Genomic DNA, 25,651 nt, shown 5'->3' with positions numbered 1-25,651 from the left:
CTTTCATTCGTTATAATTCTAGTCGGAAGCATTTCACATGCACGTCTTCATTATGAAAATCTTTTGATATATCACGCTTAAAACCAAGATGTTCGTACAAACCGATCGCTTGAGTCATGTTCCCACCTGAATGTAAATATAAAAAGCTAGCCCCTTTTTCTTTCGCATAGCTCGCACTTTCCTTTAACAAAGCTTTCGCTATGCCTTTTCCTCTTGCATTTGGACTCACCGCAAGCAACCTCACAATCGGATCAACTATGCCGATCTCCAGCCTTTGATAAGCAGCTTCTGAGTTCGTGAATAATTGTAATGTCCCTAACAATTTCCCTTCACTTTTTGCTACTAATACTCTATCTATGGCTGGATTATCTAGTGAACGTTTAATACTCTCCAAATACGCTTTCCAAACCGTTGGACTAAAATCACTTTCATATTGTCCGTAACTTTCTACTAACAATTCCGCTACAGCTTCTTTTTCAACTTCCTTCAATGTATCGATCGTAATTACACTTACCATACTATTCCTCCTAAAATGAGACTCAAAAACTTTAAATATCTAATCGATAACATTTCACTAGGAAATTTAATTTATAAAACTCCTTTGATGTATCACGTTTAAATCCAAGCCATTCATATAAGCGGATTGCCTCGGCCATTTTATCACTTGTATGCAAATAGACATGATCAGCACCATTTTCCTGTGCATAGTTGATACTTTCCTTCATCAAAGCCTGGGCAATACCTTTTCCCCTTGCCTCTGGATTTACCGCAAGCATGCGAATAATCGGAGAGGAAATTTCTAACTCCGGTCTGTTATACGCTGTTTCTGAATTAGTAAATAACTGCAGTGTCCCCAAAACTTTTTCCCCATCTTTAGCAACTAAAAACCTGTCTACTAGCGGGTTATTTACAGAAGCTTTTAAATCCGATGCATAAGCTAGCCAATCTTGTAGTTTTGCATATGAATTTTGGTATTGTGAATAGCTTTCTACTAGTAAACGACCGACAGCCTCTTTATCAGTTTCCTGTAATATATCAATTGTTAGCACACTCGTCATAGCAAAACCCCCATTTATTCGTTTTCAATCCTGGACTAAGCTACTCCACCCTTACTATATTGCTGCACTCTCTTTTCAATTAAATAATAAATACCTTCCATAATGATCGAGATTCCCCAATAGATTAGTCCTGCAGCTATAAATGATTCTAAAAACTTCAAATTAGATGATGCTACAATATTAGCAGTACCAGTTAATTCTTTTTGAGAAACAAGAAAAGCAATGGAAGTAGTATGTAAAAATCCGACTGATAGATTGGTGAAATTTGGAATGGACTTCGCTAAAGCTTGCGGTAGTAATATACGACCCATAGCTTGAGGTGTGCTCATGCCAATGGAATAAGCCGCTTCCATTTGACCTTTTGAAACACTGGAAATTCCAGAGCGAATAATCTCAGATAAATATGCCCCCGCGGTAAGTGATAATGCAAATAATACATATAAGGAAATCGGTATTCTATTTGTTTCATATGGTAGATTTAAAGAGTTTATAACACTATCTAGCAACATCGGAATACCGTAATATATAAGCATTATGTGCATAATAGCTGGTGTACCTCGGAAAAAAGATACATAGCCATTGGCAATCGAATATAATCCTTTCACTTTGTACTCCCGTATTAACGTAACTACTAGACCTATAAAGAAACCGATCACTACTGGAACAATAGCTAGCATCAATGTTAATGGAATAGCTTTTGCAATTTCTATAAATGCCACCCAAATAAATGGAATATCAATTACCATGGTTATATGATGCTCCTTTCACTTGATTCAGCAAATGTTTTTTTTACGAGCCTACGCCGGAGCACAAGTTCATCACTTCTATAAGTAGTGGAATGATTGCACAGTTATCAAAAGGGGTCCAAACTCCCAGCTGATTAGAGGAACTCTGGCTAAAATCGCCGCGTCCTGCGGCAACGCCTGAGTGACCAACATCCTGTTGGCCCAAGCCTCCGGCGGATGTCACAAATTTTGAAAGGAGTATTAGAATGATGTTAGCCTAAAATCGTCGCATCCATGCGACAACGGATAACTGACCTGCATCACGCAGGCCTAAGCGCAATTCAAAATTTGGACGCAATTACGCCAAGGCGTAATTGATTTATCAAGCAACTGTAGCATCTGTTCCCTGATAACGATTTGTATATTTTTCAAATATCTTAAATCCTTTTTCTAGTATTAATACGACCACGTAATAAACGACAGATAATGCGATGTAAACTTCTAAAGCATGTGCAGTTGCTGCGATGAGCGTTTCCCCTCTCCCCATCATATCCATTACCCCAATCGTAAAAGCTAATGAAGTATCTTTCAAAGAGCCTATGACCGTATTAGCGATATTCGGAAATGCAACTCGAATCGCCTGTGGGAATATAATACGTGTAAAGTTTTGAAAAGGAGTCATTCCAATCGAATAAGCCGCTTCCGTTTGCCCAAATTCTACCGCAGATATCGCTCCCCGGAAAATTTCTGCAAATATAGCTCCATTACTTAATGAATAAGTGATGATGACAAAGAATAATGCGTCCATTCTAGTAATATCAATATTTATAATTGATATTACAGCAGGTAGCCCATAAAACACTAGAAATAATTGAATGATAATCGGTGTTCCTCTTATAAACGAAATATAGAGTGTGACTATTTGTTTTAATATTGGAATATGGAACAACTTTGGTATAGCTGCTGCTATACCGATAATTGTTCCAAAGATGATAGATGCAACTAAAATTTCTAACGTTACACCAAGATATTTTACTAATATCGGAATAAATTCAAAAATTAAAGAAGGATCAAATACTTTTCCCATTCATTCTGCCCCTTCCATCTGTGGAGAAGGATTAAAGTTCTACCGAATAATCTGCTCCAAGCCATTCATTACTCAATGCACTTACTGTTCCATCTTCTTTTAATTCTGTTAATGCTTCGTCAATACGTTTTTGAAGCGTTGTGTTCCCTTTTTGTAATAAAAAGTAAACATTTGAATTAAGTAAAGTGTCACCTACAACTTTTTGTTGTGCATCTGCTTGTTCATTTAAAAAATCTACCGCAAATGGCGTTGTAATAGTTGCATCTACACGACCAGTGCGAAGTTGATTAGTAATATCAGATGTACTAGAAGTATAGATGATTTCTGCACCAAGATTGTTTTCTTTGTTATATCTCTCCATATATACTGCTGCATTACTAGTAGCCGTAGTAGCTATCTTTTTTCCTGCTAGATCATCGATAGATTGTATGCTTTCATTGTCTTGATGAACAGTTACTTTTAACGGAAAAACATTGTACGGTACTTCATTAAACAAGAACTTCTCTTGGCGTTCTTCGTTTACTTCCATTTGATGAGCGACAAAATCAATTTTGTCTGTTTCTAAGCTCAACAATAAGTTAGAAAAATCCATCGTTTTAAATTCAAATTCATACTCTTCTAATTTTTCATCAATTGCACGCACTAATTCCACATCGTACCCTGTTAGATTACCATCTTCATCTAGAAAACAAATATTAGGAAATTGTGTACCAGTACCGACGATGATTTTTTGTACATCTGAATTACCGTCGGTCGTTTTTGAACTTGCTTCATTTGAAGAACAAGCACCTAGGAAAGCTATTGCTACGACTAATAAAAGTGTTAATACCTTTTTCAATATATATCCTCTTTTCATATAAGTTTAGTTTGTTTTATATAAAAAATTATGCATGAGCTGGTTCTAAAGCCGCCTTTAAGTGCTCTAAACCAACCTCCGTCACAGCTCTGTAAACATTACCATCACCAATTTCAACAACTGGTACATGACGAACGCTATATTTCGTTTCTAAAATATCGCGAAACTCATCATGATTCGTAACATCTACAGTTTTATAAGCAATACTTTGCTCAGTTAAATATTCCTTCACTTCGTTGCAATAACTACATCCTTGTTTTGACCATACAACTACTGAAAATTCTTTTGTCATTTCTTATTCCTCCAATTTTATGAGTGTACTGTTTGTTTAGTTAAATTATTTGGACTTAATAATTCAAAAGAGCGAAGTCTTTGCTCTGGATTTGGAATTGGTGTATGTAAGATAAATTCATCTACTCCATACGCTTCATGTAAATTGTCTAAAGCCGCTTTTACTTGCTCTGGAGTTCCATAAATGATATCTGCATCATATTGTTTCACTTCATATGCTTCGCCGGACTCTTTTCCGAACTTTTCTGCTTGCTCTAATGTTTGTAATGATAACGTACGACCACTAGCTAAGTGGACTTTCACTATTTTTTGATTGCTTGCCAGTTCTTTTGCCTCCACTTCAGAAGATGCAGTTATCACTACAACGGAAACGATAAATTTACCTTCTGGGTAAATCGTACGAAACGTATTTGAAGCCTCTTTCAAGATCTCGTTATCAGTATTTATAAATCGTGCAAAAGCGAATGATACTTTTAACTCGGCCGCAAGCTTCGCACTATTCGTACTTGCTCCTAATAGATATGTTTCAGGTTTTACAGGAGGTATCGGAGTTGCTTGAATACTAGCGAATTCATGTGTTTCGGAAACATTATCATGTATAAGCTGTTGCAAGAAAGCTAATCGCGCTTCAAAGTCTTCCCCTGTATTCACCGTTCCATATTGCAATGCTTTTGTTGAAAGAGGTAATCCACCGGGAGCTTTCCCAATCCCTAGATCTACTCTTCCAGGTTCAAGTGTAGATAGCACATGAAAGTTTTCTGCAACTTTGTATGGACTGTAATGCTGTAGCATAACTCCTCCAGAACCAATTCGAATAGTTTTTGTTTTCGCTAACAAATAGGAAACTAAAACTTCAGGGGATGAACCCGCAACTGTATCTGAGTTATGGTGTTCTGATACCCAAAATCGTTCATATCCCCACGCTTCTGCTTTCTGAGCTAAATCTACTGTTTTTTGCAAAGTATCATAATTAGATACGCCTTCAACGACCGGACTTTGATCTAAAATCCCTAATTTATAACTCATAAACTTTCCTCCTGGATTAACATACTTCGTTTTTTTTATATGGAATACTCTAGCTCAGGTGTCATCCTTTTCAAAAATTGTTTTGTACGTTCTTCTTTAGGTGTTCTAAAAATATCGTTAGGAACGCCTTCTTCCACAACTACGCCACCATCCATAAAAATAACTCTATTCGATACTTCTCGTGCAAAGTTCATCTCATGCGTAACAATAATCATTGTGATCCCTTCTCGAGAGATTTTCCGAATTACATCTAATACTTCTCCTACAAGTTCCGGGTCTAATGCAGATGTTGGTTCATCGAAAAGAATGACTTCTGGATTCAAAGCTAATGCTCGTGCTATGCCCACACGTTGTTGCTGCCCACCCGATAACTGAAGAGGATAAGCATCTACCTTTTGCTCTAAGCCCACTTTTTTTAACACTTCAAGTGCAATTTCACGAGCTTTTTTCACATTCACCTTTTGAACTACGACTAACCCTTCCATCACATTTTGTAAAACTGTTTTATGTTGGAATAGATTGTAACTTTGAAATACCATCGCCGATTTTCTGCGTAAGTGATAAATATCTTTTTTATGCACTTTTTTAGAATCGATTGTGACATCATCTATTCTGATAATACCTTCATCTGGACGTTCTAAATAGTTAAGACAGCGTAGTAATGTCGTCTTTCCAGAGCCACTTGGACCTAGTATAGAGATGACGTCGCCTTTATCCACTTGTATATTTATTCCTTTAAGAACTTCATTTTTCCCGAACTTTTTATGAAGATTAGAAATGGCAATCATTTTATCCCTCTTCTGTTTCAGTATTTGAAAACTGTTGATTTCCGCTCCAGGCGGACGCTTTCCGCCGGCATGGCTTCGGGCCAACAGGATGTTGGTCACAAAGGCGTTGCCACACGATGTGGCGTACTTAGCCTTTGTTCCTATAATCAGTCCAGGGTCTTCAGCTCATGCACCTGTCGCTTCGCTTTCGGTGCAGAAAACATTTGCTATTCCGGCTGGAGTCGCCGCCTTCCACTACAATCAAATAAGTGTGTACAGAATCAACAATTACATCTAACATAGCCAAAACATTAGACCAATTGTTTCGCATATCGACTTTCCAAAAACGGAAGTCCTAAATTTCCTCTTAATGTGTCTGCTTCATATCCTTCACGGTATAGACCGCGTTTTTGTAAGATTGGGACAACTTTCCCGACAAAATCGTCTAATGTGTGAGGCGCTTGTGTCGCAATGATAAAACCATCCGCACCACGTTCTTTAAACCATTTTTGTACTAAATCAGCAATCTTTTCTGGAGTTCCTATAAACTCGGAACGCGGAGTTGCTTCTCTTAATGCCACTTGGCGAAGTGTAAGGTTTTGCTCTTTTGCTTCCCGTTTAATACGATCCGTATGGCTTTGGAAGCTATTCTTTCCTAAATCACCTAAGTCAGGAAAGGCTTTGTCAACTGGATATTGAGAAAAATCATGATGATCGAAATAACGACCTAAGTATGCTAATGCTCTATCAATTGATACTAAGTTAGCAATCTCTTCATATTTCTTTTCTGCTTCTTCTTCCGTATCCCCAATAATAGGTGAGATACCTGGGAAAATATTTAACTGATCTGGATTGCGACCGAATTCAGTAGCCTGTTGTTTCACATCTTCATAAAAACTTTTTGCAGATTCAAGTGTAGGATGCATTGTAAAAATAGCATCCGCTCCTTTAGCAGCAATTGTTTTTCCTGCTCCAGAAGATCCCGCTTGGAATACTACTGGCTGCCCTTGTTTGGAACGTCCAATATTTAAAGGTCCTTGAACAGAGAAGTACTCGCCTTTATGATTCAGATGATGCAATTTTGATGGATCGAAAAACACATCGTTATCTTTATCTCCTACAAATGCATCATCGTCCCAAGAGTCCCATAGACCTCTTGTTACTTCCAAATACTCTTCTGCAATTTTATATCTTGTAGCATGATCTGGATGTTGTTCAATTGTTTTATTGAAATTCAGTGCAGTGCTTTCTAAAGGTGTTGTTACCAAATTCCATCCTGCACGCCCACCGCTAATATGATCGAGCGAAGCGAATTGACGAGCAACAGTAAATGGGTCACTGTAAGAAGTGGACACGGTACCTACTAAACCAATTCGAGAAGTAACAGCTGCAAGCGCAGATAAAATTGTCAAAGGCTCAAAACGATTTAAAAAATGTGGAATTGACTTTTCATTTATGAATAATCCATCAGCGATAAATACTAAGTCAAACTTGCCTTCTTCTGCTTTTTGGGCTTGTTGCTTATAAAAATCCAAACTCACACTCGCATCTGTTTGTACTTCTGGGTGTCTCCAACCTGATATATTACCGCCAACTCCATGAATGATTGCCCCAAATCGAATTTTTCTTTTGTTCGTCATGTGGAATTCCTCCCCTTATCTATTACGCCTCAGCGTAATTACATCCAAATTTTGAATTGTGCTTACTTGATGTTTATATCCATTCCGTCGTTCCTTCAGTTTTTTTTAGAAGGGGGGTACTTCAGCCAATTCAATATAAACCTAGTTAACTGATATGATTAATATATATTTTGTATTGAATCCTATGCTATCACTTTAAGTAGTTAAATTGCAATACGTTAATTGATAGAAAAATTTATTGTATTGATAGAGAAAGTCTATTGATTGGTTTGAAAGCTCTCGACAGATTGTTTAATATCTTCCCACAAATGCCACTTCGTTACTTCTTGACTTGCAAAAGTTAGAAAGACATGTTGCTTAATTTCAATTAAATGCGCGACATCAATTTCGATTAATTCTCCACTTGTCAGTTCATTTTTAATGCATAAATAAGGTAAAAATCCAATCGCACATCGGTTTTTAATTATTGATTTCGCTACCTCTAAATGATCTACTTGGAATTCAATTCTCGGTTCAACTTTTCCCACTTCAAATAATTTATGAATTCGATTCCAGTCAAAAGCTCCACACTCAAAAAATACCATTGGTTCTTCTGACAATCGATTGGCCGTAATAGTCTCTTCGTATTGCAAAGGATGATCTGGATAAACAACTAGTCTAACGGAATTATCTAGTAGCTGCTGCTTTTGAAGACCATCATTAGTCGTATCCTTTATAAAAGCTATATCTACTTGTTTCTGTAAAAGCTTTTCTATTAAAACATCATTTGGCGCTGAGATAAATTTAAAACTTAATTGCGGATTTGCCTGCTTCCACAATGGCAATGCAAAAGGAATAAAGTATTGTGAAGTAATAATATTGGCACCAATTATTACTTCTTCTCGTTCATCTCTTTTCTTCATTATTTTTTTTCCTTCTTTATACGTTTGAATAATTTGTTCTGCATAAGGTATAAATTCTCGCCCGTGCTCCGTAAGCAATAGTCCTCTGCCACGGCGAGCAAATAATTCTGTATTCAATTCTCTTTCTAATGTTTTAATCCTTGCAGTCACAGTCGGTTGGGACAAGAACAATGCATCCGCTGCTTTATGAATGCTTTTTAACTGCACGACATACATAAACGCTTCCAAATGATCTATATTCATTTCTATCCCTCTTTTCTTATCTATCATCATAATCAAATTATCCCAAGTGGTAAAGTATGTTTTGGAAAATAAAAGTAGCTAAATCGAAATATTCCGACTTAGCTACTACTTTTTTATTGGTTCAGTTAACCTATAATGTTGATTTTCGTTACAGGCGGACGCTTTCCTCTACAATCAATTAAATAAGTTAAAATCTGCCGTAAAATATAACATAGGATTCTATTTAACTAACCTTATAAAATCTTGTTCTCCTACAATTTCAATTGGGTATCCTTGTTCAATCAATGTTTCTACTTTTTGCATTTTCGTACTTTTAATACCTTGTACATATTTATATAAATCATGATCCCCAACTACTAGAAAGTTTGTTGTTCCATCTACTTGCCCTTTACAAATAGCACCGCAATTTGTTGCATATTGCGCAGCTATCGGTCTCGTCATGGACACCATTTTTCCTGTAAATACAATATTTGCTCCATAAAATGGATGCTTTGTATTAAGGGTAATACTTTCTGCCTCTATTGAATGCAAGGATGCATCCCTAGAACTCTTTCTTGTGCGAGTCGTTTTTTGAATGGCAGAAACCGGGCTTCCTAGTTTAAGCTTATGCAAAATAGAAAGCTCTTGGATAGAGTTTGTTTTTGTTCTTTTCATCGCTTCTAATGTTATTAACGCAGATGCTCGAGCATCTTCAAGTGCATCATGATGCCTCAGGCTAATGCTTAAATAATTCGCGACTGTTGAGAGTTTATGATTGTACAAATTCGGCCAAACCTTTTTGGCAATTCGATAAGAGCATCCATATTGAAAAGTTGGCTCCGGTTCATGGATCCTTTTTAATGAGTCTCGTAACACACCGATATCAAAGCTTGCATTATGCGCTATAATCGTATGATTGTCGATATACTGTTTAAAAGTAGGCCAATACTCTTCAAATGTGGGTGCGTCATGCACCATATATTCCATAATCCCATGAATTTTTGTATTGTAATAATGAAATTCACTCAATGGGTTAATCAATGTATGTACTTCTTCTTCAATTTTACCATTTTTTACTTTCACTATGCCGATTGAGCAAACACTGGTACGTACACTATTTGCAGTCTCAAAGTCTATCGCCACGAAGTCCATCTTATCCCACCTTGCTTTGTTCTAGTATACTTATTATCTCATAGATAAACAGCTTAATAAAACCCCTTGCAATCAAGCAAGGGGTCGTGGATGTAACCATTTTGTTAGTATAGTCTATTCCTTGGTGGAATTTCATCTAGCTTTTCTTTTATTTCTTTTCTTTCTTCATATTGTTCTGGGGAAAGACGCCTTTCTCCTCCGACTAAATATGGATCTGACGCGAATGTCTCACCTCGTGCAAAACGGTCTTGCGGTTCATCGAAGCGATCAGTAGATGCATTATCTGCAAACGTTAATACATCCGTGTACAGGACAATTGACCCTCTTGCGACTTCCCCTGCATAGTGTTCCGTTTCTTCCTCAGACAAATCTAGCCTCCGGAGCCCTTCTGTTATGGAATCTTCACCGGTAAAGAATGATTTAAACCTATCTACAAACGTTCCTGCCTCATGAGTAGAAACATCAGAGTGACGATTTAAAGTATATAAATGGGTATTTTCTTGTGATATTACATGGATATCACTTTCCTCATATCCTTGTTCTTGCAGGAGTTCCAACTTTTCATACATCTCTTCTTCTGAACGAGCTATTTCAATTCGTCGATTTGATTCAATGTTCATTGTATTTCCTCCTAGTTTTTTGTCTTGCTTATGTTATACCCTCTACTTGTCCTAAAATAACCTCGCTAATAAGTTTTTAATAATCTTGTAATATTAGAAACAAAAAAGAAGAGTTGCAAAAAGCTACTCTTCCTACCTTTTAATATTCGCTTTTCGAAACCCTTGCACCACATCAATCACAGACAATATGACCCACATTAAAATTACTCCCAATTGAACAGGACCTTGAAGTTCAAAAGTAAAATGAAATAAATCCTCCAAATACATATAGAACTCCGGGTTAATCAAACTGTTATTATTAAATATAATGATAAATACGATTGTAGAAACGACTATTCGTACAGTATTCATAATGGCCAATTTTGTAGTCCATTGCGCAGCAATCAATTTATAGAAAGCAAAAGCAACTTCTAAGAGAAGCATAAATAAAACAATTAACCAATAGGAATGTAATACCTCTTGATTGAAAGTAGGTATTACAAATTGGAGCTTTCCTTCTACCTTTTCATATACACCAATTAAACGAAACGCATTGAAATAGACGACTACAAAGATTGCAATCCAGAAAAAGCTACCAAAAATATCGGCTTTAGATATTTTCTTTTCTTTCCTAATGTACGGTATATTTTTTAAATCATCGGGTGTCCATTCTTTCCAGTTCGGAGTAAGCGGTGATTTATCTTTCGAAGCATCCGTACGCTCCAAAATAGCAATTACAAGTGTAATCCAGAAAAATGTATGAATCGACGAGCTGATTATTCCCCAAAAACCATGTCCCACAACAGAAAGCATTGTACCAAGTATAGCTTCCTCCCCATTATAAGTAATAATATTTTCTGTAATAACGACAATTAATGTGATTATCGCCACCATTGGTATAATCATTTTCAATAATGTCACATACATATCAAAGTATCTTGGTCCTATTAATTGCATTGGCTGATCTGAATACCCACTTGCAAGCAAAGCTGGGTTCCCTAAACTTGCAAGTGCTTCCTTCGCTTCTTTCTCCGAATAATTTTCAGGTAACATATCCTCAATAGTTGACCTTAACTCGAGTTCAATATCCTCCCGGTTCTTTTCAGGAAGTCTGCGCGTTACTTCCTGTATATAAATATCAATCAGGTGCATTTTCCACATCTCCTTTCAATAATGTTTGAAGTTCTCTTGTCGTTTTTTCCCATTCGCCAGTTAACTGTTCCAAAATTTCGATTCCATATTCGCTTAATACATAGTATTTCCTTGGTCTACTTTCCGTTGTATCCCAACTGCTTTCGACTAGTTCTTGTTTTTCTAAACGTCGAAGTAGAGGATATAACGTACTTTGGTCAATCGATACACCCGACTTTTCCAGTAGTTGAACTAATGAATAGCCATATTGAGGAGTCTTAAGCTGGCTCAAAACAGCAAGTGTCAACGTTCCTCTCCGTAATTCTGTTATCAATGAACTTAGTAATTTACTCATATTCCACCTCACTTACTTATACTATATGTCGTACACTATACTTATACTGTGTATAATACACTATTATTTTATTTGTAACAATATTTTTTTCACACAATAAAAAATGCACTCTTTAAAAGATGGTTCGTCGCTTTGAGGTTGGTGTTTGTAGACGGTTTTGTCTCGCTAAGGAATAGATCGGTAATATTTAAGCACAAAAAAAGCCGTGAATTTAATCACGACTCTGTGTCCTCTAATTTATTTGCGATCTGAAAATTCTTGATTATCGCCATCCGAAAATTCAATTTCCAAATCAAATTTTGTGTATTCCTCTACTCCAAATGCTTTAGAAACCTTTTCAATCACTTCATCTTTACTCATATCTTTCGTTAGAGAAAGATCTTTAAAGATCGGTTCCAATTCTGCATAGGCTTCATCACCCGTCAAATTCTTAGACTCTAATTTGTTTTCGTATTCAGCTTCCGTTTCGGATACATCCATATCAAACGAGGCATCAATTGCATCTTTTTGATCAGCTGTATCTATATCTAAATCGAATGATTGAAATCCAAACTCATTTTGCATGTCACTATTCGTCGGTGCATCAGTTACTTCTTCTTTATCTCCACATGCGCCGAGTAAAAGAGCAGTTGATAGCAATGCACTTCCGATTATAGAATATTTTTTAATCTTCATCATAATTCTCCTCACTAGTTGCGTAATTAACCGTTTGATTTAATTATCTCCATTTTTGATGATGTTAAACATCAAATATGGTTACTTACCCGGGATAACGTTTTTCACTTGATGATGTCGACTTCGTTGCATCTTTATTTTCTTCATCTTTTACTTGTTCATTTAATTCTTCGACTGGAATTGGATCCACGGTATTCATCTTTTCATCTGTATCAAAAATACTTTCTTTTTCTGTGTCCACCAAATCAGGGTTGTCTAATATACGACCTGTAATATCCTGTTTTTCACGATCATCGTTTGGTTTTTTTGTCATATGAATCTCTCCCTTGATTGTTTTTATTTGTTTATCCTATTTTTAGATTGTTAAACATTGGTCATCTTCTATGAAAGGTATCCACAACCTATAATTTCTTGAAGCATAAAAAAAGCCGTGAGTTCAATCACGACTTTTTATGCTTTATTTACTTTTCGTTTCTTTGTATTCTTTTTCTTCACCATCGGAATATTCTACTACTAAATCGAACTTTGTATAATCTTCCACTTCAAAAGCTTTTGATACTTTTTCAATCACTTCTTCTTTACTCATTTTTTTAGTTAGTTCTAGATCTTTCAATATTGGCTTCAGTTCATCATATGCTTTATCACCTTTTAATTTTTGCGGCTCTATTCGGTTCACATATTCAGCTTCTATTTTCGATCCTTCCATCTCAAGAGATGCCTCAATTGCCTCTTTATGATCTGCTGTATCTACATCTAACTCAAAAGAAGTAAATCCAAGATCTGTTTCCGCTTCTTCTGGCGTTGATGAGCCTTCTACTTTTTTAGCGTCTCCGCAAGCCCCTAGTAGTAGAGTAGCTATCAGTATAATTCCATAGTTCGAATACTTTTTCATTGCCATTATGAATCCCCTCTCTTGATGAACTTCTATTATAGCTATAGCCATAAAGAGAGGAATATAACCAAATTGGACTCCAGCAATTAATATCAAAGGTGTATAACCATTTTAATAAGGTGGGTAAGCCATACCATTTTCCAATTTAATTTGCATTTTTTATACGTTCATAATACACATTCAAATCATTATAATATTTATTTAACGAAGAAGTTGATACATCAAAAGATTCGGCAATTTCTTTGATCGTCATTTCGAGTGGTTCAAAAAAACCATTCTCTTGCCCGAACCTGATAGCACCAGCAGAAATCGCTACTTCTTTACGCGCATTCGGTTGCTGTTCTACTAGATAATCTTCCACTATTTCTACAAGTTTCTGATATTCTCGATTATTTTTCTCCAAGAAATCTATCGCTACTTGTAGAACTCCCGCTTCAAAGTGCGTATATTCTCCGCCTTCGTAACCATTCTCACCAAGTAATGTCCACAACATAGTAGCCTTTTCTTTCAAAAATGCTGGAGCTGATAATTCCTCTTGAGATTCAAATTGACTAACGATAGAGAAAAACACGTTTTGATGATCTGTCGGAAAGAAGATTAAACTAGAAATAGCTAAATAATGATCTTCTTTCGATGTTCCATCCGGCAAGATGAAACAATACATATGTACACCTACGGGCACCGGCTTTTCACCTTCGCGTCTTAATCGAATCGTTTCTTTCGTCAAAATATGTGTTACAGTCATATAATGATCGTCCACATCTATTACTTCACCAACAAACACACGTGGTTCATTCCACTGTTTGATGGCGTTCAACGTAGAGGGTCTTACGATCTTCTTCCGTTGTTTTTCTAAATAGCCTGCCCAAATCTCCGGTTTATGATGGAAGAAAAATTCATCAAGTACAATTGCTTCGATCATTTCTTCGTCCAAGTATTGTTTTAGTGGTTCGTTCCACGTTTTCACAAGTTCCGCAAAAGCTGGTACATCTTTTCTTTCTGGATATTCATCATAAAATGTTTGTAAAATACGCTCTATTTCTTCTGTTTGTACTTCTTCTATTGTAATGGTCTCTTTTGACTCACAACATTTTTTATATTTTTTCCCGCTGCCGCATGGGCATGGATCATTACGTCCTACCATAAAAACACGTCCTTCAATATAATCAATTACGCCTCGGTGTAATTGCTTCCAGATTTTGATTTGCGTCTATTAACTCCCTTCAAAATCTGTGACATCCGCCAGAGGCTTAAATTGAATCAGCAGAAAGCTTGGTACTGCTGATTCAATTTAATAATTGCCGAAGTATTAGTTTATCATGTTTTGCCTAAAATATTAAGGTATGAACGACTTGGGACATACTTCCAAGGAAGGTGCTCCTGCTTAAGTTAATTTCTATTTTACGGATATTACAACTAAACTCATATTTCTTACAACTAAAACAATCATATTTACAACTAAATGCTCCAAAATCCCAACTAAACCACTCATTATTCCAACTAACGAAAAAAAGTGCTCTTGAGTCAATGACTTTAAGAGCACTTTTCAAAGATTATTGCGCAATATACCCATCAGATTAAATGGAAGTCCATCCACCATCTACTTTTAAAGTTTCGCCTGTTACAAAGTTAGCTAGATTGGAAGCTAGATATAGAACTGCTCCAGAAACATCTTGCGGTTTGGAAAGTCCTTCTAATAGAATACGACTTTCCACGTCCTTTTTAAAAGCTTCGTCTTCAAACATTTTTTCCGTAAACTCAGTTTCCACAAATGTCGGAGCCACAGCGTTCACTTTAATACCTAACTTCGCCCATTCAACAGCTAAAGCTTTCGTCATTTGCACGAGCCCACCTTTACTTGAACAATATGCCGCTCGTTTATAGTAGCCAACAAACGCCATTTGGGAAGCTATATTAATAATTTTCCCACTTTTTTGTTCAAGCATATATTTTGCGGCTGCTTGACTAGCAAAAAATGCCGATTTTAAATTTAAATCGAGCACTGTATCCCAATCTGTCTCCGTTACTTCCATTGCGGGCTTTGCAATATTCACTCCGGCGTTATTCACTAGTACATCTACCGTTCCAAATTTGGTAGCCGCTTGATCGATTAAATCCTTCACAACCGCAATATCACTCATATCTCCTTGCACAGCAATACATTTGTCATTAAATGCATGCAACTCACTGAGTGTCTCCTGCAAAGCTATGTCACTTCGTCCGGAAATTACAACATTAGCGTTCAGTTTAGCAAAAGTAATTGCAATATCTTTTCCTATTCCTTTACTTCCACCGGTAACAATTACTGTTTTATTTGCTAGTTCTGAGAAAAAAGGCTGCATTATTTCCCCTCGTTTCTTTTCAAATCATTTTTTAAGAAATGAATAAGCGTTTGCTCACGCTCTGCATTTTTCTGCTCCGAGAAATCGGCATCCCACGTATAAAAACCTTCTCCGTTTTTATCCCCAAACTTATTCTCTTCTACGAGTTTAGTAAGTACAGAACCTGATTTCTGATCCGTACTTAAATCTTCAAATAAATAATTCGAAATCGCTGAAAATACATCTAACCCGCCCATATCGGCAGTCATCAATGGTCCAGTTACTGGTAACCGGCGTCCTATGCTGTATGTTACTGCCGCGTCAATATCTTCTTTCGTTGCCACGCCTGCATCAAGTAACGATTGTGCTTCCCGGAACAATGCATATTGTAAGCGGTTACCAATGAATCCTGGAATCTCTTTGTTTAGTAATATTGGTTGTTTATTCATATCTTTCATTACTTGCATTGCACGTTCTACCGTTTGATTATCCGTTTGTTCCCCTTTTACAATTTCTACTAAAGGGATTAAATGTCCTGGATTCCAAAAATGGGTTACGACAAATCGATTTGGATATTGCATTTCTTCTGCCAGTAAGCTAGGTTTAAAACCTGATGTATTACTAGCAATGACAACTTCTTCGCTTACCAAACTTTCAATTTTTCTATACATTTCTTTTTTCATGTCTAACACTTCTGGAATTACTTCAATAATAAAGGTAGATTGTGCGATTGTTTCTTCTAACGATGTGGACAACTCAATTTTCTCTCGAATTTGTTTAGCAGTTTCTTCATCGAATACATCATTATCTGTCATTACTGTTAACTTACTTCGTAAACCTCTGTCCGCGTTTTCCAAATCTTTTTCATTAATACCATACACTTTTACAGATATCCCTGCCCAAGCTGCGGATAATGCTATCGAATGCCCCATAGTTCCACAACCAATAATTGATACGTTTTCCATATAATCCACGTCCCCTTCATGTTTTTATGTCTAACGATATATAACCCAACAAACTTATGATTGAACAGTTTGTTGGGCATATTTGTACTTCTAATTTTTAAATTCCCAAACCAAGTGAGAATAATATAATAGCTAAAACAACACCTAATCCCGCTACGACTACCGTTACTGCACCTAACGCAGGATATGCATCTTTGTGCGTTTCACCACAAATCGAACGAATGGTAGTTACAACATATCCACCTTGCGGCAAGTGATCTAGTGATCCTGACGAAATTGCCACTGTTCGGTGCAACGCTTCCGCATTAACACCTAAGTCTAAATAATGTGGTGCTAAAAGTGGTAATGCAATTGCTTGTCCACCTGAAGATGATCCAGTTATACCTGCAATAGCTCCTACTGCCACTGCTCCACCAATTAGCGGACTTCCAGGAATTCCAGTCACGAAGTCAACAGCCGTTGTAAATGCAGGTGTTGCTTTTACTACTCCACCAAATCCAACAACCGCAGCCGTATTTGTAATAGCAACAACCGCTCCCATTGCCCCTTCTCCAAATGCTTTTCCAATGTCCTGGAAGTACTTTCTGTTAATCAGATAAGTTGCGATAACACCGCCAGTCAAAGCGATGATTAAAGCAGAAGTTCCAAGTGAGTTATGGAAGAAAAATGAAATTGCTAAAACGACTAATAGTGGAACCATACTTAACAGTGGATCAGGTAGTTCAGTACGAGCTTCTGTAGTAGGATCTGTATCTCTGCCTACAAATCTCTCTCCTTTTGAAACTGCTTTTAAAATCATTTTTTTCAGCCACCAATAACCAAAGACCATCATAAATACTGCAACGATAATACTTACTTCCCATCCAGCATATGGAGTAGTCCCTAAAAATTCAATCGGAATCCAGTTTTGTATTTCTGGTGACCCCGCTGAAGTCATTGTGAAAGTTGTAGAACCGAAAGCAAGCGCCGCTGGTATAAAGCGTCTCGGTAGATCTGCTTGTCTAAACAAACTTATAGCCATTGGATAAACAGAGAATGCTACAACGAACAAGCTTACCCCACCGTAAGTTAATACAGCACAGGCAATAACAACCGCTAATACCGCACGTTTCATACCAATTTTACTAACAATCCATCTAGAAACACTGTCAGCTGCTCCGCTATCTTCCATTACTTTACCGAAAATCGCACCAGCTATGAACATTAGATACCATGAGCCTATAAAACCAGTAAACCCTGACATATAATTCGTTAAAAAGTTTGCTGCACCCTCTTCCGCAAGCTGCGGAAAAATTGGCAAGCCATTTAATATCGCTACTAACAATGCCATTAGCGGGGCTGCAATAAGAAGGTTCATGCCCTTCATCGTCAAATAAATCAGTAGCGCTAAGCCACCAAATAAACCAATCATCCCTAACATAATTTTCCCCCCAACAACCCTCTATTTTAATTATTTATTTCCGTATCTTCTTACGCGAAGTAATGCTTGTTCAGCATGTCCAGCGAAATTTTCTAATTGGCAAAGTCGAGCTGCATACTCCCCAATATAAGCACTAGCTTCAGGAGTTACTTTTTGATATGTAACTGTTTTGATGAATTTACCAACCCATAGTCCACCAGTGTAACGAGCTGCACCTTTTGTTGGTAATGTGTGGTTCGTTCCAATTACTTTATCACCGTAAGCTACATTTGTTTCAGGTCCTAAGAATAGGCAACCATAGTTCGTCATATTTTCAAGGAAGTAATTTGGATCTTCCGTTAAAATTTCTACGTGTTCAAAAGCAAGACGATCTGCTTCAATTCGTGCTTCTTCTATAGAATCTACTAATAGAATCTGACCGTAATCTTCCCAAGAAACGCGAGCAACATCTGCAGTTGGTAGTGTTTTTAGTTGACGTTCAATTTCTTTCACTGTTTCTTCTGCTAGTTTCTCAGATGTTGTAATAAGTGCGCCAGGTGAAGTTGGTCCATGTTCTCCTTGACCAAGAATATCCGTTGCAACCATTTCTGCATCTGCAGTATGATCTGCTACAACTAATGTTTCTGTAGGACCAGCAAATAAATCAATACCAACACGACCGTATAACTGACGCTTCGCTTCTGCAACAAATGCATTCCCAGGTCCAACGATCATATCTACTGATTGAATTGTTTCAGTACCAATCGCCATAGCAGCCATCGCTTGAATTCCGCCTAATAGATAAATTTCATCTGCTCCGGCTAAAGACATAGCAGCGATAGTTGCGTGTGGAATTTCTCCGTTAATCGGAGGAGTACAAGCGATTACACGCTTAACACCTGCAACTTTAGCAGTTAGAACACTCATATGTGCAGAAGCTACCATTGGATAACGACCGCCCGGAATATAACAACCGACACTGTTTACTGGAATATTTTTATGTCCTAAAATAACACCCGGAATATTTTCAACTTCCACGTCATGCATAGAAGCAAGTTGAGCTTCTGCAAATTCACGAATATTTTTTTGAGCAAATTTAATATCTGCAATTACTTCCGCAGGAACATTAGAGACAATTTCACTAATTTGAGATTCAGTTAATCTGAACGATTCAGGTGACCATTTGTCGAATTTATCAGATAATTCACGAACTGCTTGGTCTCCTCTTTCTTCTACATCTTTCAATGCTTCGGATACTATTTGAGAAACTTTTAAATCGTTTGCACTTACTTCTTCCTGAGATTTACCGGCTTTTAATATTTTCACCATTTTATATTCCTCCCTTTATATGTAAACGTATACATTAATATCTTTGCATACGTATGCAAAATATTCCCCTCACGAGTAGATTATTCTAAAAATAAGCGCAAGTCAATAAGAATTATGTAGTTTTTCGCACAATTAGTGCTCCATTAACTTCGACATTTTCCGTGTATCCAGAGAATTCAACAATTTCAGCCATTAAGTAATTTACTGTTTGTCCGACCATTTTTGTAATTGGTTGCTCCCAGGTAGTGAGATTATATGTTGGCCATGAAGCCATATCGATATTATCGAACCCTACCACTTTCGTTTCGGTTGGGATAACAATAGAATTTTCTCGTAATGCATCTACTACACCTAGTGCCATAATATCATTTGCAACAAAAAATCCAGCAGGTATTTTCCTTTGTGCAATAATTTTTTGCGCCATTTTATAGCCCCCTTCATATGTGTAATCAGAAGTATACTTTTTATATGGAACATTATTTTTTTCAAGTATAGAGGTGAACCCTATTTCTCTCTCTTTACTTGTCGATGTATTTTCATTTCCCGAAATATATACTAAATCGGAGCAACCTTGTTCTATTAAATACTCCGCGATTTTCCCACTAGCATTCAAGTTATTACAACAAACAGAGTAAAATTGCTCATTGTCAATTTTACGATTAAAAAGAACAAGTGGAATTCGATTCTTCTTAAAATCTTCCGTAACATTCAACGACAACGATGCATCCGTAATTATTACTCCAGCTACATTATAGTTCAGCAAAATTTCGATATCTTCTTTTTGTATTTCATCATTGTTTGTATATACAAACAAAATGCTATAACCTAACTCTTTAAAGGAAGTTGTAAATTGTTTTAATACTTGTGGATAGAAAGGGTTTTGAATTCCTTTCATCACCAATCCTATAATTTTTGTGCGGTTCGTAATGAGGCTTCGTGCAAATTCATTCGGTCTATACCCCAATTCCTTCGCTGCGGCTAATACTTTTTCACGGGTTTTCTTAGAAACCGATGCCCCTTTAAAATAAACCCTCGATACAGACGATTGTGAAACGCCCGCAAGCTTCGCAACATCTTTTGCTGTAACATAATACTTCAAAACGCCCACTACCTTTTCCAAATATAATAATGTTTAGACTATACTATGTATCCTTGATTCTGAAAACACATTATTTTTAAAATTTTCAGAATGAAAAAAGTTTTACTAAAACATGTAATATATGTTCTATCTACTGTATTTATCTAGCACATTGCAATACTATTTAAGATAGCAATATTTCCCGTTAGTAATCAATTTTCTATACAAGTAATAGATTTAAATACCTAAAATCAATAATGTTGGACAGATTCAAAGTTACTAATAAATGGAGAGGATTGAAGAAATGGAACGCAATTATAATGCTAACTTTTTACACCAATCTTTATTTGAATATAATCCCGATATTGTATATTTTAGTAATACGTCGGGGACTTTAGAAAAAATGAATGAAGTATTTTTTCAAAAACTTGGATTTACTTATAGTTACGAAATAAACACAATTGATTCCTTACTTCCTTCAAATTTCATCCAGATGTACAAAGAAGCATTCTATAAAGTACTCTCCGGTACTCCACAAAATTTTAATATAAAATTTATACATAAAATGGGGCATATAATGGACATCAATTTAACTATGATGCCTGCTTATTTAGATGGGCTTATACACGGTGCCTTCGGAATTGCAAAAGATATAACGGATCATATGGAAGCAGTAAAGTTGAATACCTATTTAGCAAATTATGATTCATTAACTGGATTACCAAATAGGCGGCTATTTCAAGAAAAGCTCGAACAAGCAATAATCGTCGGGAATACATTAAATCAAAAAGTAGCCGTTATGTATTTAGACTTAGATCGGTTCAAATATATTAACGACACACTTGGTCATACGCTCGGGGATCAATTACTTATTCAAATTGCAAATAGACTAAACTATTGTCTAGTTGAGAACGCTGTTATAGCTCGACTTGGAGGAGACGAATTCGGTGTTCTATTAACGAATTTTTATACCCAACAAGCAAAAGAGCGTTCGAAAAGTATAATTGAATCTTTGGATGAACCATTTCTTGTAGAAAATTATAATCTTTTCGTTACAACGAGTATTGGAATTAGTATATATCCACATGACGGAGAAGACTCACTTACATTAATGAAAAATGCCGATTCAGCTTTATATAAAGCCAAAGAATTAGGAAAAAACAATTTTCAAGTATTTTCATCTTCTTTAAATGCCCAAACGTATAAGATTTTTTCTTTAGAGTCCAGTCTTCGTAAAGCAATTGAACTGGGCCAATTTGAATTGTACTATCAGCCAAAAATTTGCCCAAGCACCTATGAAATTGTTGGTGCAGAGGCACTCATTCGTTGGAATCATCCAGAATGGGGACTTGTGTCTCCAGATGAATTTATTCCATTAGCTGAGGAAACGGGACTTCATATTGAAATTGGAGCCTGGGTTAAACGGACTGCCTGTACTCAAAATAAATCATGGCAAGAAGCTGGCTTACCAAAAGTTCCAGTTTCTATTAATCTATCAGCAAATCGTTTTTTAGAAAAAAGTTTAATTACTAATGTAATTGAAATATTAGAAGAGACAAAATTAGAATCCCAATACTTAGAAATAGAGATTACCGAATCATCTCTATTAGAAAATGAAAAAGTTGTTTTTTCTGTTCTAGAAGAACTGAAGAGTTTAGGTATCAAAGTTTCATTAGATGATTTTGGTACAGGTTACTCTTCTCTTTCCTCCCTAAAACGCTTCAAAGGACTAATTGAAGTTCTGAAAATTGACCGGACATTTATTAATGATTTAACTCCAAAGGATACAGCTGATTCAAACTTTATCACAAAGATGATCATTCAATTATCACAGCAATTAAATATGAAAGTCGTTGCAGAAGGTGTAGAAACTGTAGAACAACTTAAAGTCTTAAGCAATTATAACTGCGATCTTATTCAAGGTTATTTATTTTCTAAACCGGTATCGGCAACAGAATTTGAAAAACTATTGCGTAAAGGTATATTGATGCCTGAAGAAATGAATAGCATAGAACATAAATTTACAGATTACGACAAAAATCTCCGAATTATATTAGAGAATCCTTTAAAAACGACGATGACTTTAACGCAAATTCGCGGTAATAAAGTGGAGCTAGGTACAATGGATGTTCTAATAGAAGAAATTCAAACGAAAAGATTGCAATTTTTATCGAATATAAAATTAGCAGTCAATAATGAGATTATTTTAGAGTTAAAAACAGAGATTCTAAGTCAATTAGTAAATTTTGTTGGGACAATTATTTCTATAAAAGAACCTAAACCTAACGTGTTTCAATATGTTTTGGAATATAAGATGGAGAAAAGTGAGTTAGCAAACATCACTACTGCTCTAGATAAATTTGGTGCTGCTCTTCATGAACCATCACTCGTATCGAAATCTAGTTTTATTCAAGCGGATCGATATGCATTTTTTAATAAAGTTTGAATTAATGAAGCCATCCTTTTAGGATGGCTTTGGCTATTATTCATTTGAAGTAAACCATTCAATTACTCTTTATTGTTTCTAAAAATTATTACTCTCTCTGTTCCTAAACTATTCTTCATGCTTTCTAAAAAACAAGGAACCCCCTACTAAAAACACACCACTAAATAGAAAAATTCCTATCATTCCTACAGAACCACCAATCACCCCAAAAAAAGTTGGAGCAATTAACTGAGAAAAACGATTTGTAGCAATTCGAAGTCCTAATACCTCCCCTGTTCGATTAGGAGGAGACGCATTATATGTAGTCGTCATGGAAATAGGTTGTCCACAGCCTAATCCAAGCCCCATCACAATTGCAAATACAGCAATCAGATACGCTGAATGACTGAATGGCAATAAGAGAAATGCTATTCCAGCGACTAAAATTGACATGAACAATACGGTATCCCGCTTGTAAGTTTCTAATAGTTTTGGCAATATAAAGCGGACAAACATGGTAGCAAGTCCTTGTAATGCGATAATCCAGCCTATTGTAGAAGTCGATAAATGCATCTGCTTTCCTAGCAATGGGAAATATGCGACAAAAATATCTTTCGAGTATAGTACAAGTGCACTTGAAAACAATGCTTTCCTTACAAGCTTATTTTCAAATAGCTTGAACGAATCAACTAATTTAGTCGGTGGTCTACTAACTTTCTCTGCTGCCTTCGGAATTCGGAATGAAAAAACTATAGAAATAACGCCAATAACTATACAAAAAACGTAAACTACTTGAAACGATACATGTTCGGATAAATAACCGCCAACTAAAGGACCAATAACAGCCCCTAAAGCTACACACAGACTAAACATACTAAAGAAATAGTCTCGATTTTTAGGGTTAGATTGGTGACCTAACTGGTTTTGCAAAGCAATAGGTATACATATATTGGCAAGACCTAATAGCAATTGACTTGCAAATAATGCCCATATCGCCGAGTAAAGAGTAGGAATAATCATTCCAGCAATGGAAACTACAAAACCAAAAATGATTGGCATTCTATTTCCAAATTTATCAATTACTTTCCCTGCATGAATAGAAAAGATCAGTGGTAAAAATGCGAACGATGATGTTAAGATACCAATCATAAAAATAGACGCTCCAAATTCATCGGCTGATAGCGTAATAACTGGTCTTGTTGCATTAATGATTGTCTGAAATAAAAAAATTAGTAAAAGAATTCCCCTTAAGTTCATATGTACCCCTACCCGTGTTCTTTTTTAACATATCACACTCGTAACAAATCATATTATACCAATATATGAATTAGAAGTTGTTATATTTTTGAAATCTTCTGTTTCGTCTACTGATCACTTATATTTGTAAATTATTCAATTAATACTGTTTTTTCAGTCTATTCAGTTGATTGTTATCCTCATTATGTTCTATCATATAAAGAACAAAGATTTAATGAAAAGAGGATATCTAAAGATGACAATCCTAATGGTAGACGATAATTCAGTAAATTTATTTGTAATTGAAAGCATCCTAAAAAAAGCAGGTTATGAGAATTGTCATCCATTAAATTCTGCTGAAGAACTATTCCAGTACTTACGAATGGATGAAATAGAAGCACCGGTCCCAATGGTTGACCTTATCTTATTAGACATTATGATGCCAAAAATCGATGGAATTGAAGCTTGTCGACGTATTCAGCAAGATGATAGATTAAAAGAGATACCTATTATTTTTTTGACTGCTTTAAATGACTCTAAAAATCTAGTAGAAGCATTTGATGTTGGAGGAACTGATTATGTTACTAAACCAATTGACAAATTAGAGTTTTTGGCAAGAATTCGACTTGCTTTAAGATTGAAATATGAAAAAGATAGAAATAAAGAGCAGGAAACGAAGATGCAGGATGATTTATTACTTGCCATGCAAGTGCAAGGCAGTTTATTAAATGACTCCATTATTGATAAGCATTTAAGTATTCAAGTATCTCATCGTCCTTCTGATAACCTTTCGGGAGATATGTACCACTGGCATAAATTCAGTGATCATCGATATGGTATTATCCTCTTTGACATGATGGGACACGGTATTAGTGCTTCACTTGTGAGCATGTTCATTTCCTCCGTTTTAAGGGATGTAATAAAGAACTTAGAAGATCCAATACTCGTTATTAAAGAACTAAATCGTTACATGACCTCTTTGCATGATAAAAATAATTTAAATTATTATTTCACTGCAATCTACCTAATCATTGATACGGAGAAACAAGAAATAGAATATGTAAATGCGGGACATCCCCCAGGGTTCTTACGAATTGATGGAACACTTCTTACACTGGAAAGAGGGGCTTGTGCAGTCGGAATGTTTGATGATATACACGTAAAGAAATCGAACATTTCATATAAACAGGATATCCAACTTTTACTCTACACAGACGGAATACTGGAGTCAGAGGCCGTTGATGAAATGGAGACTATTGATAAATTACAATTGGTTACTATGCAAGAATGGAAAGAAACAGATTGTCTATTCCAGACGATTCTCAGCGATATTAACCAGTCCAAACAAAAAGATGATATATGCTTGTTGATGATAAAAACGAAATGAGAAAAGTGCAAGTATCCTCTAAGTACAAACTGTTTTGTATCGTTTTCAGAGGTCTTTGGACAGACTAATTACTATATCATTACTGATTAGTTTTTAAAAGAGGCCAGTAATCTTATTGCGTTTGTTTTTCTGT

Annotated in this window: 26 protein-coding genes; 2 read left to right on the top strand and 24 right to left on the bottom strand. The window is 36.0% G+C overall.

All coding sequences use genetic code 11. The features are described from left to right. Positions 1-10 precede the first annotated feature (10 nt). The 23 genes from BMZ04_RS07555 to BMZ04_RS07445 form a co-directional block, all read right to left on the bottom strand. Positions 11-517 (bottom strand): GNAT family N-acetyltransferase, encoded by a 507-nt coding sequence (locus BMZ04_RS07555; protein ID WP_093267457.1) that lies wholly within the window; start codon positions 515-517, stop codon positions 11-13. 31 nt (positions 518-548) lie between these two features. Then, positions 549-1,058 (bottom strand): GNAT family N-acetyltransferase, encoded by a 510-nt coding sequence (locus BMZ04_RS07550; protein ID WP_093267451.1) that lies wholly within the window; start codon positions 1,056-1,058, stop codon positions 549-551. Between the two features lie 35 nt (positions 1,059-1,093). Further along, positions 1,094-1,804 (bottom strand): amino acid ABC transporter permease, encoded by a 711-nt coding sequence (locus BMZ04_RS07545; protein ID WP_093267449.1) that lies wholly within the window; start codon positions 1,802-1,804, stop codon positions 1,094-1,096. Positions 1,805-2,165: 361 nt separating this feature from the next. Further along, entirely contained in the window at positions 2,166-2,870 is a 705-nt protein-coding gene (locus BMZ04_RS07540; RefSeq protein WP_093267445.1) for an amino acid ABC transporter permease, read from the bottom strand. Between the two features lie 31 nt (positions 2,871-2,901). Beyond that, positions 2,902-3,708, bottom strand: a complete 807-nt coding sequence (locus BMZ04_RS07535; RefSeq protein WP_093267442.1) for a transporter substrate-binding domain-containing protein — start codon at positions 3,706-3,708, stop codon at positions 2,902-2,904. A gap of 46 nt (positions 3,709-3,754) precedes the next feature. Then, entirely contained in the window at positions 3,755-4,018 is a 264-nt protein-coding gene (locus BMZ04_RS07530) for a glutaredoxin family protein (protein WP_093267439.1), read from the bottom strand. Positions 4,019-4,035: 17 nt separating this feature from the next. Further along, positions 4,036-5,043 (bottom strand): LLM class flavin-dependent oxidoreductase, encoded by a 1,008-nt coding sequence (locus tag BMZ04_RS07525; RefSeq protein ID WP_093267436.1) that lies wholly within the window; start codon positions 5,041-5,043, stop codon positions 4,036-4,038. Between the two features lie 35 nt (positions 5,044-5,078). Beyond that, a complete protein-coding gene (locus BMZ04_RS07520; RefSeq protein WP_093267434.1) occupies positions 5,079-5,831 on the bottom strand; it encodes an amino acid ABC transporter ATP-binding protein in 753 nt (250 codons plus the stop codon). Positions 5,832-6,121: 290 nt separating this feature from the next. Then, positions 6,122-7,450 (bottom strand): LLM class flavin-dependent oxidoreductase, encoded by a 1,329-nt coding sequence (locus BMZ04_RS07515; protein WP_093267431.1) that lies wholly within the window; start codon positions 7,448-7,450, stop codon positions 6,122-6,124. Between the two features lie 257 nt (positions 7,451-7,707). Continuing rightward, the gene (locus tag BMZ04_RS07510; protein ID WP_093267428.1) at positions 7,708-8,595 is read right to left on the bottom strand and encodes a LysR family transcriptional regulator; all 888 of its coding nucleotides are present in this window, start codon (positions 8,593-8,595) and stop codon (positions 7,708-7,710) included. A gap of 219 nt (positions 8,596-8,814) precedes the next feature. Continuing rightward, entirely contained in the window at positions 8,815-9,726 is a 912-nt protein-coding gene (locus BMZ04_RS07505; RefSeq protein ID WP_093267425.1) for an exonuclease domain-containing protein, read from the bottom strand. A gap of 104 nt (positions 9,727-9,830) precedes the next feature. Then, entirely contained in the window at positions 9,831-10,346 is a 516-nt protein-coding gene (locus BMZ04_RS07500) for a YflT domain-containing protein (protein ID WP_093267422.1), read from the bottom strand. A gap of 132 nt (positions 10,347-10,478) precedes the next feature. Continuing rightward, a complete protein-coding gene (locus BMZ04_RS07495) occupies positions 10,479-11,477 on the bottom strand; it encodes an HAAS signaling domain-containing protein (RefSeq protein ID WP_093267419.1) in 999 nt (332 codons plus the stop codon). Further along, positions 11,464-11,811, bottom strand: coding sequence for a PadR family transcriptional regulator (locus BMZ04_RS07490; protein ID WP_093267416.1), 348 nt, complete (start codon positions 11,809-11,811; stop codon positions 11,464-11,466). The genes BMZ04_RS07495 and BMZ04_RS07490 overlap by 14 nt, the downstream gene beginning before the upstream one ends. A 237-nt stretch (positions 11,812-12,048) precedes the next feature. After that, a complete protein-coding gene (locus tag BMZ04_RS07485; RefSeq protein ID WP_177184371.1) occupies positions 12,049-12,486 on the bottom strand; it encodes a YusW family protein in 438 nt (145 codons plus the stop codon). An 85-nt stretch (positions 12,487-12,571) separates the two neighbouring features. Next, positions 12,572-12,799, bottom strand: coding sequence for a hypothetical protein (locus tag BMZ04_RS07480; RefSeq protein ID WP_093267410.1), 228 nt, complete (start codon positions 12,797-12,799; stop codon positions 12,572-12,574). A 144-nt stretch (positions 12,800-12,943) separates the two neighbouring features. Then, positions 12,944-13,384, bottom strand: a complete 441-nt coding sequence (locus BMZ04_RS07475) for a YusW family protein (protein ID WP_177184370.1) — start codon at positions 13,382-13,384, stop codon at positions 12,944-12,946. A 139-nt stretch (positions 13,385-13,523) separates the two neighbouring features. Further along, the gene (locus BMZ04_RS07470; protein ID WP_093267401.1) at positions 13,524-14,522 is read right to left on the bottom strand and encodes a YecA family protein; all 999 of its coding nucleotides are present in this window, start codon (positions 14,520-14,522) and stop codon (positions 13,524-13,526) included. 433 nt (positions 14,523-14,955) lie between these two features. Continuing rightward, complete coding sequence (locus BMZ04_RS07465) at positions 14,956-15,720, bottom strand: SDR family NAD(P)-dependent oxidoreductase (protein ID WP_093267399.1); 765 nt, start codon at positions 15,718-15,720, stop codon at positions 14,956-14,958. Further along, positions 15,720-16,664: a 3-hydroxyacyl-CoA dehydrogenase family protein gene (locus BMZ04_RS07460; RefSeq protein WP_093267396.1), complete on the bottom strand. Its 945-nt coding sequence runs from the start codon at positions 16,662-16,664 to the stop codon at positions 15,720-15,722. The genes BMZ04_RS07465 and BMZ04_RS07460 overlap by 1 nt, the downstream gene beginning before the upstream one ends. A gap of 97 nt (positions 16,665-16,761) precedes the next feature. Continuing rightward, entirely contained in the window at positions 16,762-18,084 is a 1,323-nt protein-coding gene (locus BMZ04_RS07455; protein WP_093267394.1) for a GntP family permease, read from the bottom strand. A 30-nt stretch (positions 18,085-18,114) separates the two neighbouring features. After that, entirely contained in the window at positions 18,115-19,392 is a 1,278-nt protein-coding gene (gene hisD / locus BMZ04_RS07450; protein ID WP_093267391.1) for a histidinol dehydrogenase, read from the bottom strand. Between the two features lie 112 nt (positions 19,393-19,504). Further along, a complete protein-coding gene (locus BMZ04_RS07445) occupies positions 19,505-20,491 on the bottom strand; it encodes a LacI family DNA-binding transcriptional regulator (RefSeq protein ID WP_177184369.1) in 987 nt (328 codons plus the stop codon). Positions 20,492-20,774: 283 nt separating this feature from the next. Between BMZ04_RS07445 and BMZ04_RS07440 the strand changes: the two genes are divergently transcribed. Further along, positions 20,775-22,916, top strand: a complete 2,142-nt coding sequence (locus BMZ04_RS07440) for a sensor domain-containing protein (protein WP_218145518.1) — start codon at positions 20,775-20,777, stop codon at positions 22,914-22,916. A gap of 108 nt (positions 22,917-23,024) precedes the next feature. Here BMZ04_RS07440 and BMZ04_RS07435 read toward each other — a convergent pair whose 3' ends face one another. After that, positions 23,025-24,152 carry an MFS transporter gene (locus BMZ04_RS07435; protein ID WP_093267383.1) on the bottom strand — a complete coding sequence of 376 codons (1,128 nt, stop codon included), beginning with the start codon at positions 24,150-24,152 and terminating at the stop codon, positions 23,025-23,027. 235 nt (positions 24,153-24,387) lie between these two features. On the opposite strand from BMZ04_RS07435, the gene BMZ04_RS07430 reads away from it, so the two are divergent. Next, a complete protein-coding gene (locus BMZ04_RS07430; protein WP_093267380.1) occupies positions 24,388-25,518 on the top strand; it encodes a SpoIIE family protein phosphatase in 1,131 nt (376 codons plus the stop codon). Positions 25,519-25,651: the final 133 nt, after the last annotated feature.

This window comes from Psychrobacillus sp. OK032 (assembly GCF_900111345.1).
Taxonomy (GTDB): Bacteria; Bacillota; Bacilli; order Bacillales_A; family Planococcaceae; genus Psychrobacillus.
The sequence above is the reverse complement of the archived record's forward strand: the minus strand, read 5'-3'. Positions and strand labels throughout refer to the sequence as shown.

Excerpts from the sequence above, each read along its gene's own strand:
- BMZ04_RS07555 (WP_093267457.1), bottom strand. The coding sequence starts at position 517 with ATGGTAAGTGTAATTACGATCGATACATTGAAGGAAGTTGAAAAAGAA.
- BMZ04_RS07550 (WP_093267451.1), bottom strand. The coding sequence starts at position 1,058 with ATGACGAGTGTGCTAACAATTGATATATTACAGGAAACTGATAAAGAG.
- BMZ04_RS07545 (WP_093267449.1), bottom strand. The coding sequence starts at position 1,804 with ATGGTAATTGATATTCCATTTATTTGGGTGGCATTTATAGAAATTGCA.
- BMZ04_RS07540 (WP_093267445.1), bottom strand. The coding sequence starts at position 2,870 with ATGGGAAAAGTATTTGATCCTTCTTTAATTTTTGAATTTATTCCGATA.
- BMZ04_RS07530 (WP_093267439.1), bottom strand. The coding sequence starts at position 4,018 with ATGACAAAAGAATTTTCAGTAGTTGTATGGTCAAAACAAGGATGTAGT.
- BMZ04_RS07525 (WP_093267436.1), bottom strand. The coding sequence starts at position 5,043 with ATGAGTTATAAATTAGGGATTTTAGATCAAAGTCCGGTCGTTGAAGGC.
- BMZ04_RS07520 (WP_093267434.1), bottom strand. The coding sequence starts at position 5,831 with ATGATTGCCATTTCTAATCTTCATAAAAAGTTCGGGAAAAATGAAGTT.
- BMZ04_RS07515 (WP_093267431.1), bottom strand. The coding sequence starts at position 7,450 with ATGACGAACAAAAGAAAAATTCGATTTGGGGCAATCATTCATGGAGTT.
- BMZ04_RS07510 (WP_093267428.1), bottom strand. The coding sequence starts at position 8,595 with ATGAATATAGATCATTTGGAAGCGTTTATGTATGTCGTGCAGTTAAAA.
- BMZ04_RS07505 (WP_093267425.1), bottom strand. The coding sequence starts at position 9,726 with ATGGACTTCGTGGCGATAGACTTTGAGACTGCAAATAGTGTACGTACC.
- BMZ04_RS07500 (WP_093267422.1), bottom strand. The coding sequence starts at position 10,346 with ATGAACATTGAATCAAATCGACGAATTGAAATAGCTCGTTCAGAAGAA.
- BMZ04_RS07495 (WP_093267419.1), bottom strand. The coding sequence starts at position 11,477 with ATGCACCTGATTGATATTTATATACAGGAAGTAACGCGCAGACTTCCT.
- BMZ04_RS07490 (WP_093267416.1), bottom strand. The coding sequence starts at position 11,811 with ATGAGTAAATTACTAAGTTCATTGATAACAGAATTACGGAGAGGAACG.
- BMZ04_RS07485 (WP_177184371.1), bottom strand. The coding sequence starts at position 12,486 with ATGAAGATTAAAAAATATTCTATAATCGGAAGTGCATTGCTATCAACT.
- BMZ04_RS07480 (WP_093267410.1), bottom strand. The coding sequence starts at position 12,799 with ATGACAAAAAAACCAAACGATGATCGTGAAAAACAGGATATTACAGGT.
- BMZ04_RS07475 (WP_177184370.1), bottom strand. The coding sequence starts at position 13,384 with ATGGCAATGAAAAAGTATTCGAACTATGGAATTATACTGATAGCTACT.
- BMZ04_RS07470 (WP_093267401.1), bottom strand. The coding sequence starts at position 14,522 with ATGGTAGGACGTAATGATCCATGCCCATGCGGCAGCGGGAAAAAATAT.
- BMZ04_RS07465 (WP_093267399.1), bottom strand. The coding sequence starts at position 15,720 with ATGCAGCCTTTTTTCTCAGAACTAGCAAATAAAACAGTAATTGTTACC.
- BMZ04_RS07460 (WP_093267396.1), bottom strand. The coding sequence starts at position 16,664 with ATGGAAAACGTATCAATTATTGGTTGTGGAACTATGGGGCATTCGATA.
- BMZ04_RS07455 (WP_093267394.1), bottom strand. The coding sequence starts at position 18,084 with ATGTTAGGGATGATTGGTTTATTTGGTGGCTTAGCGCTACTGATTTAT.
- hisD (WP_093267391.1), bottom strand. The coding sequence starts at position 19,392 with ATGGTGAAAATATTAAAAGCCGGTAAATCTCAGGAAGAAGTAAGTGCA.
- BMZ04_RS07440 (WP_218145518.1), top strand. The coding sequence starts at position 20,775 with ATGGAACGCAATTATAATGCTAACTTTTTACACCAATCTTTATTTGAA.
- BMZ04_RS07435 (WP_093267383.1), bottom strand. The coding sequence starts at position 24,152 with ATGAACTTAAGGGGAATTCTTTTACTAATTTTTTTATTTCAGACAATC.
- BMZ04_RS07430 (WP_093267380.1), top strand. The coding sequence starts at position 24,388 with ATGACAATCCTAATGGTAGACGATAATTCAGTAAATTTATTTGTAATT.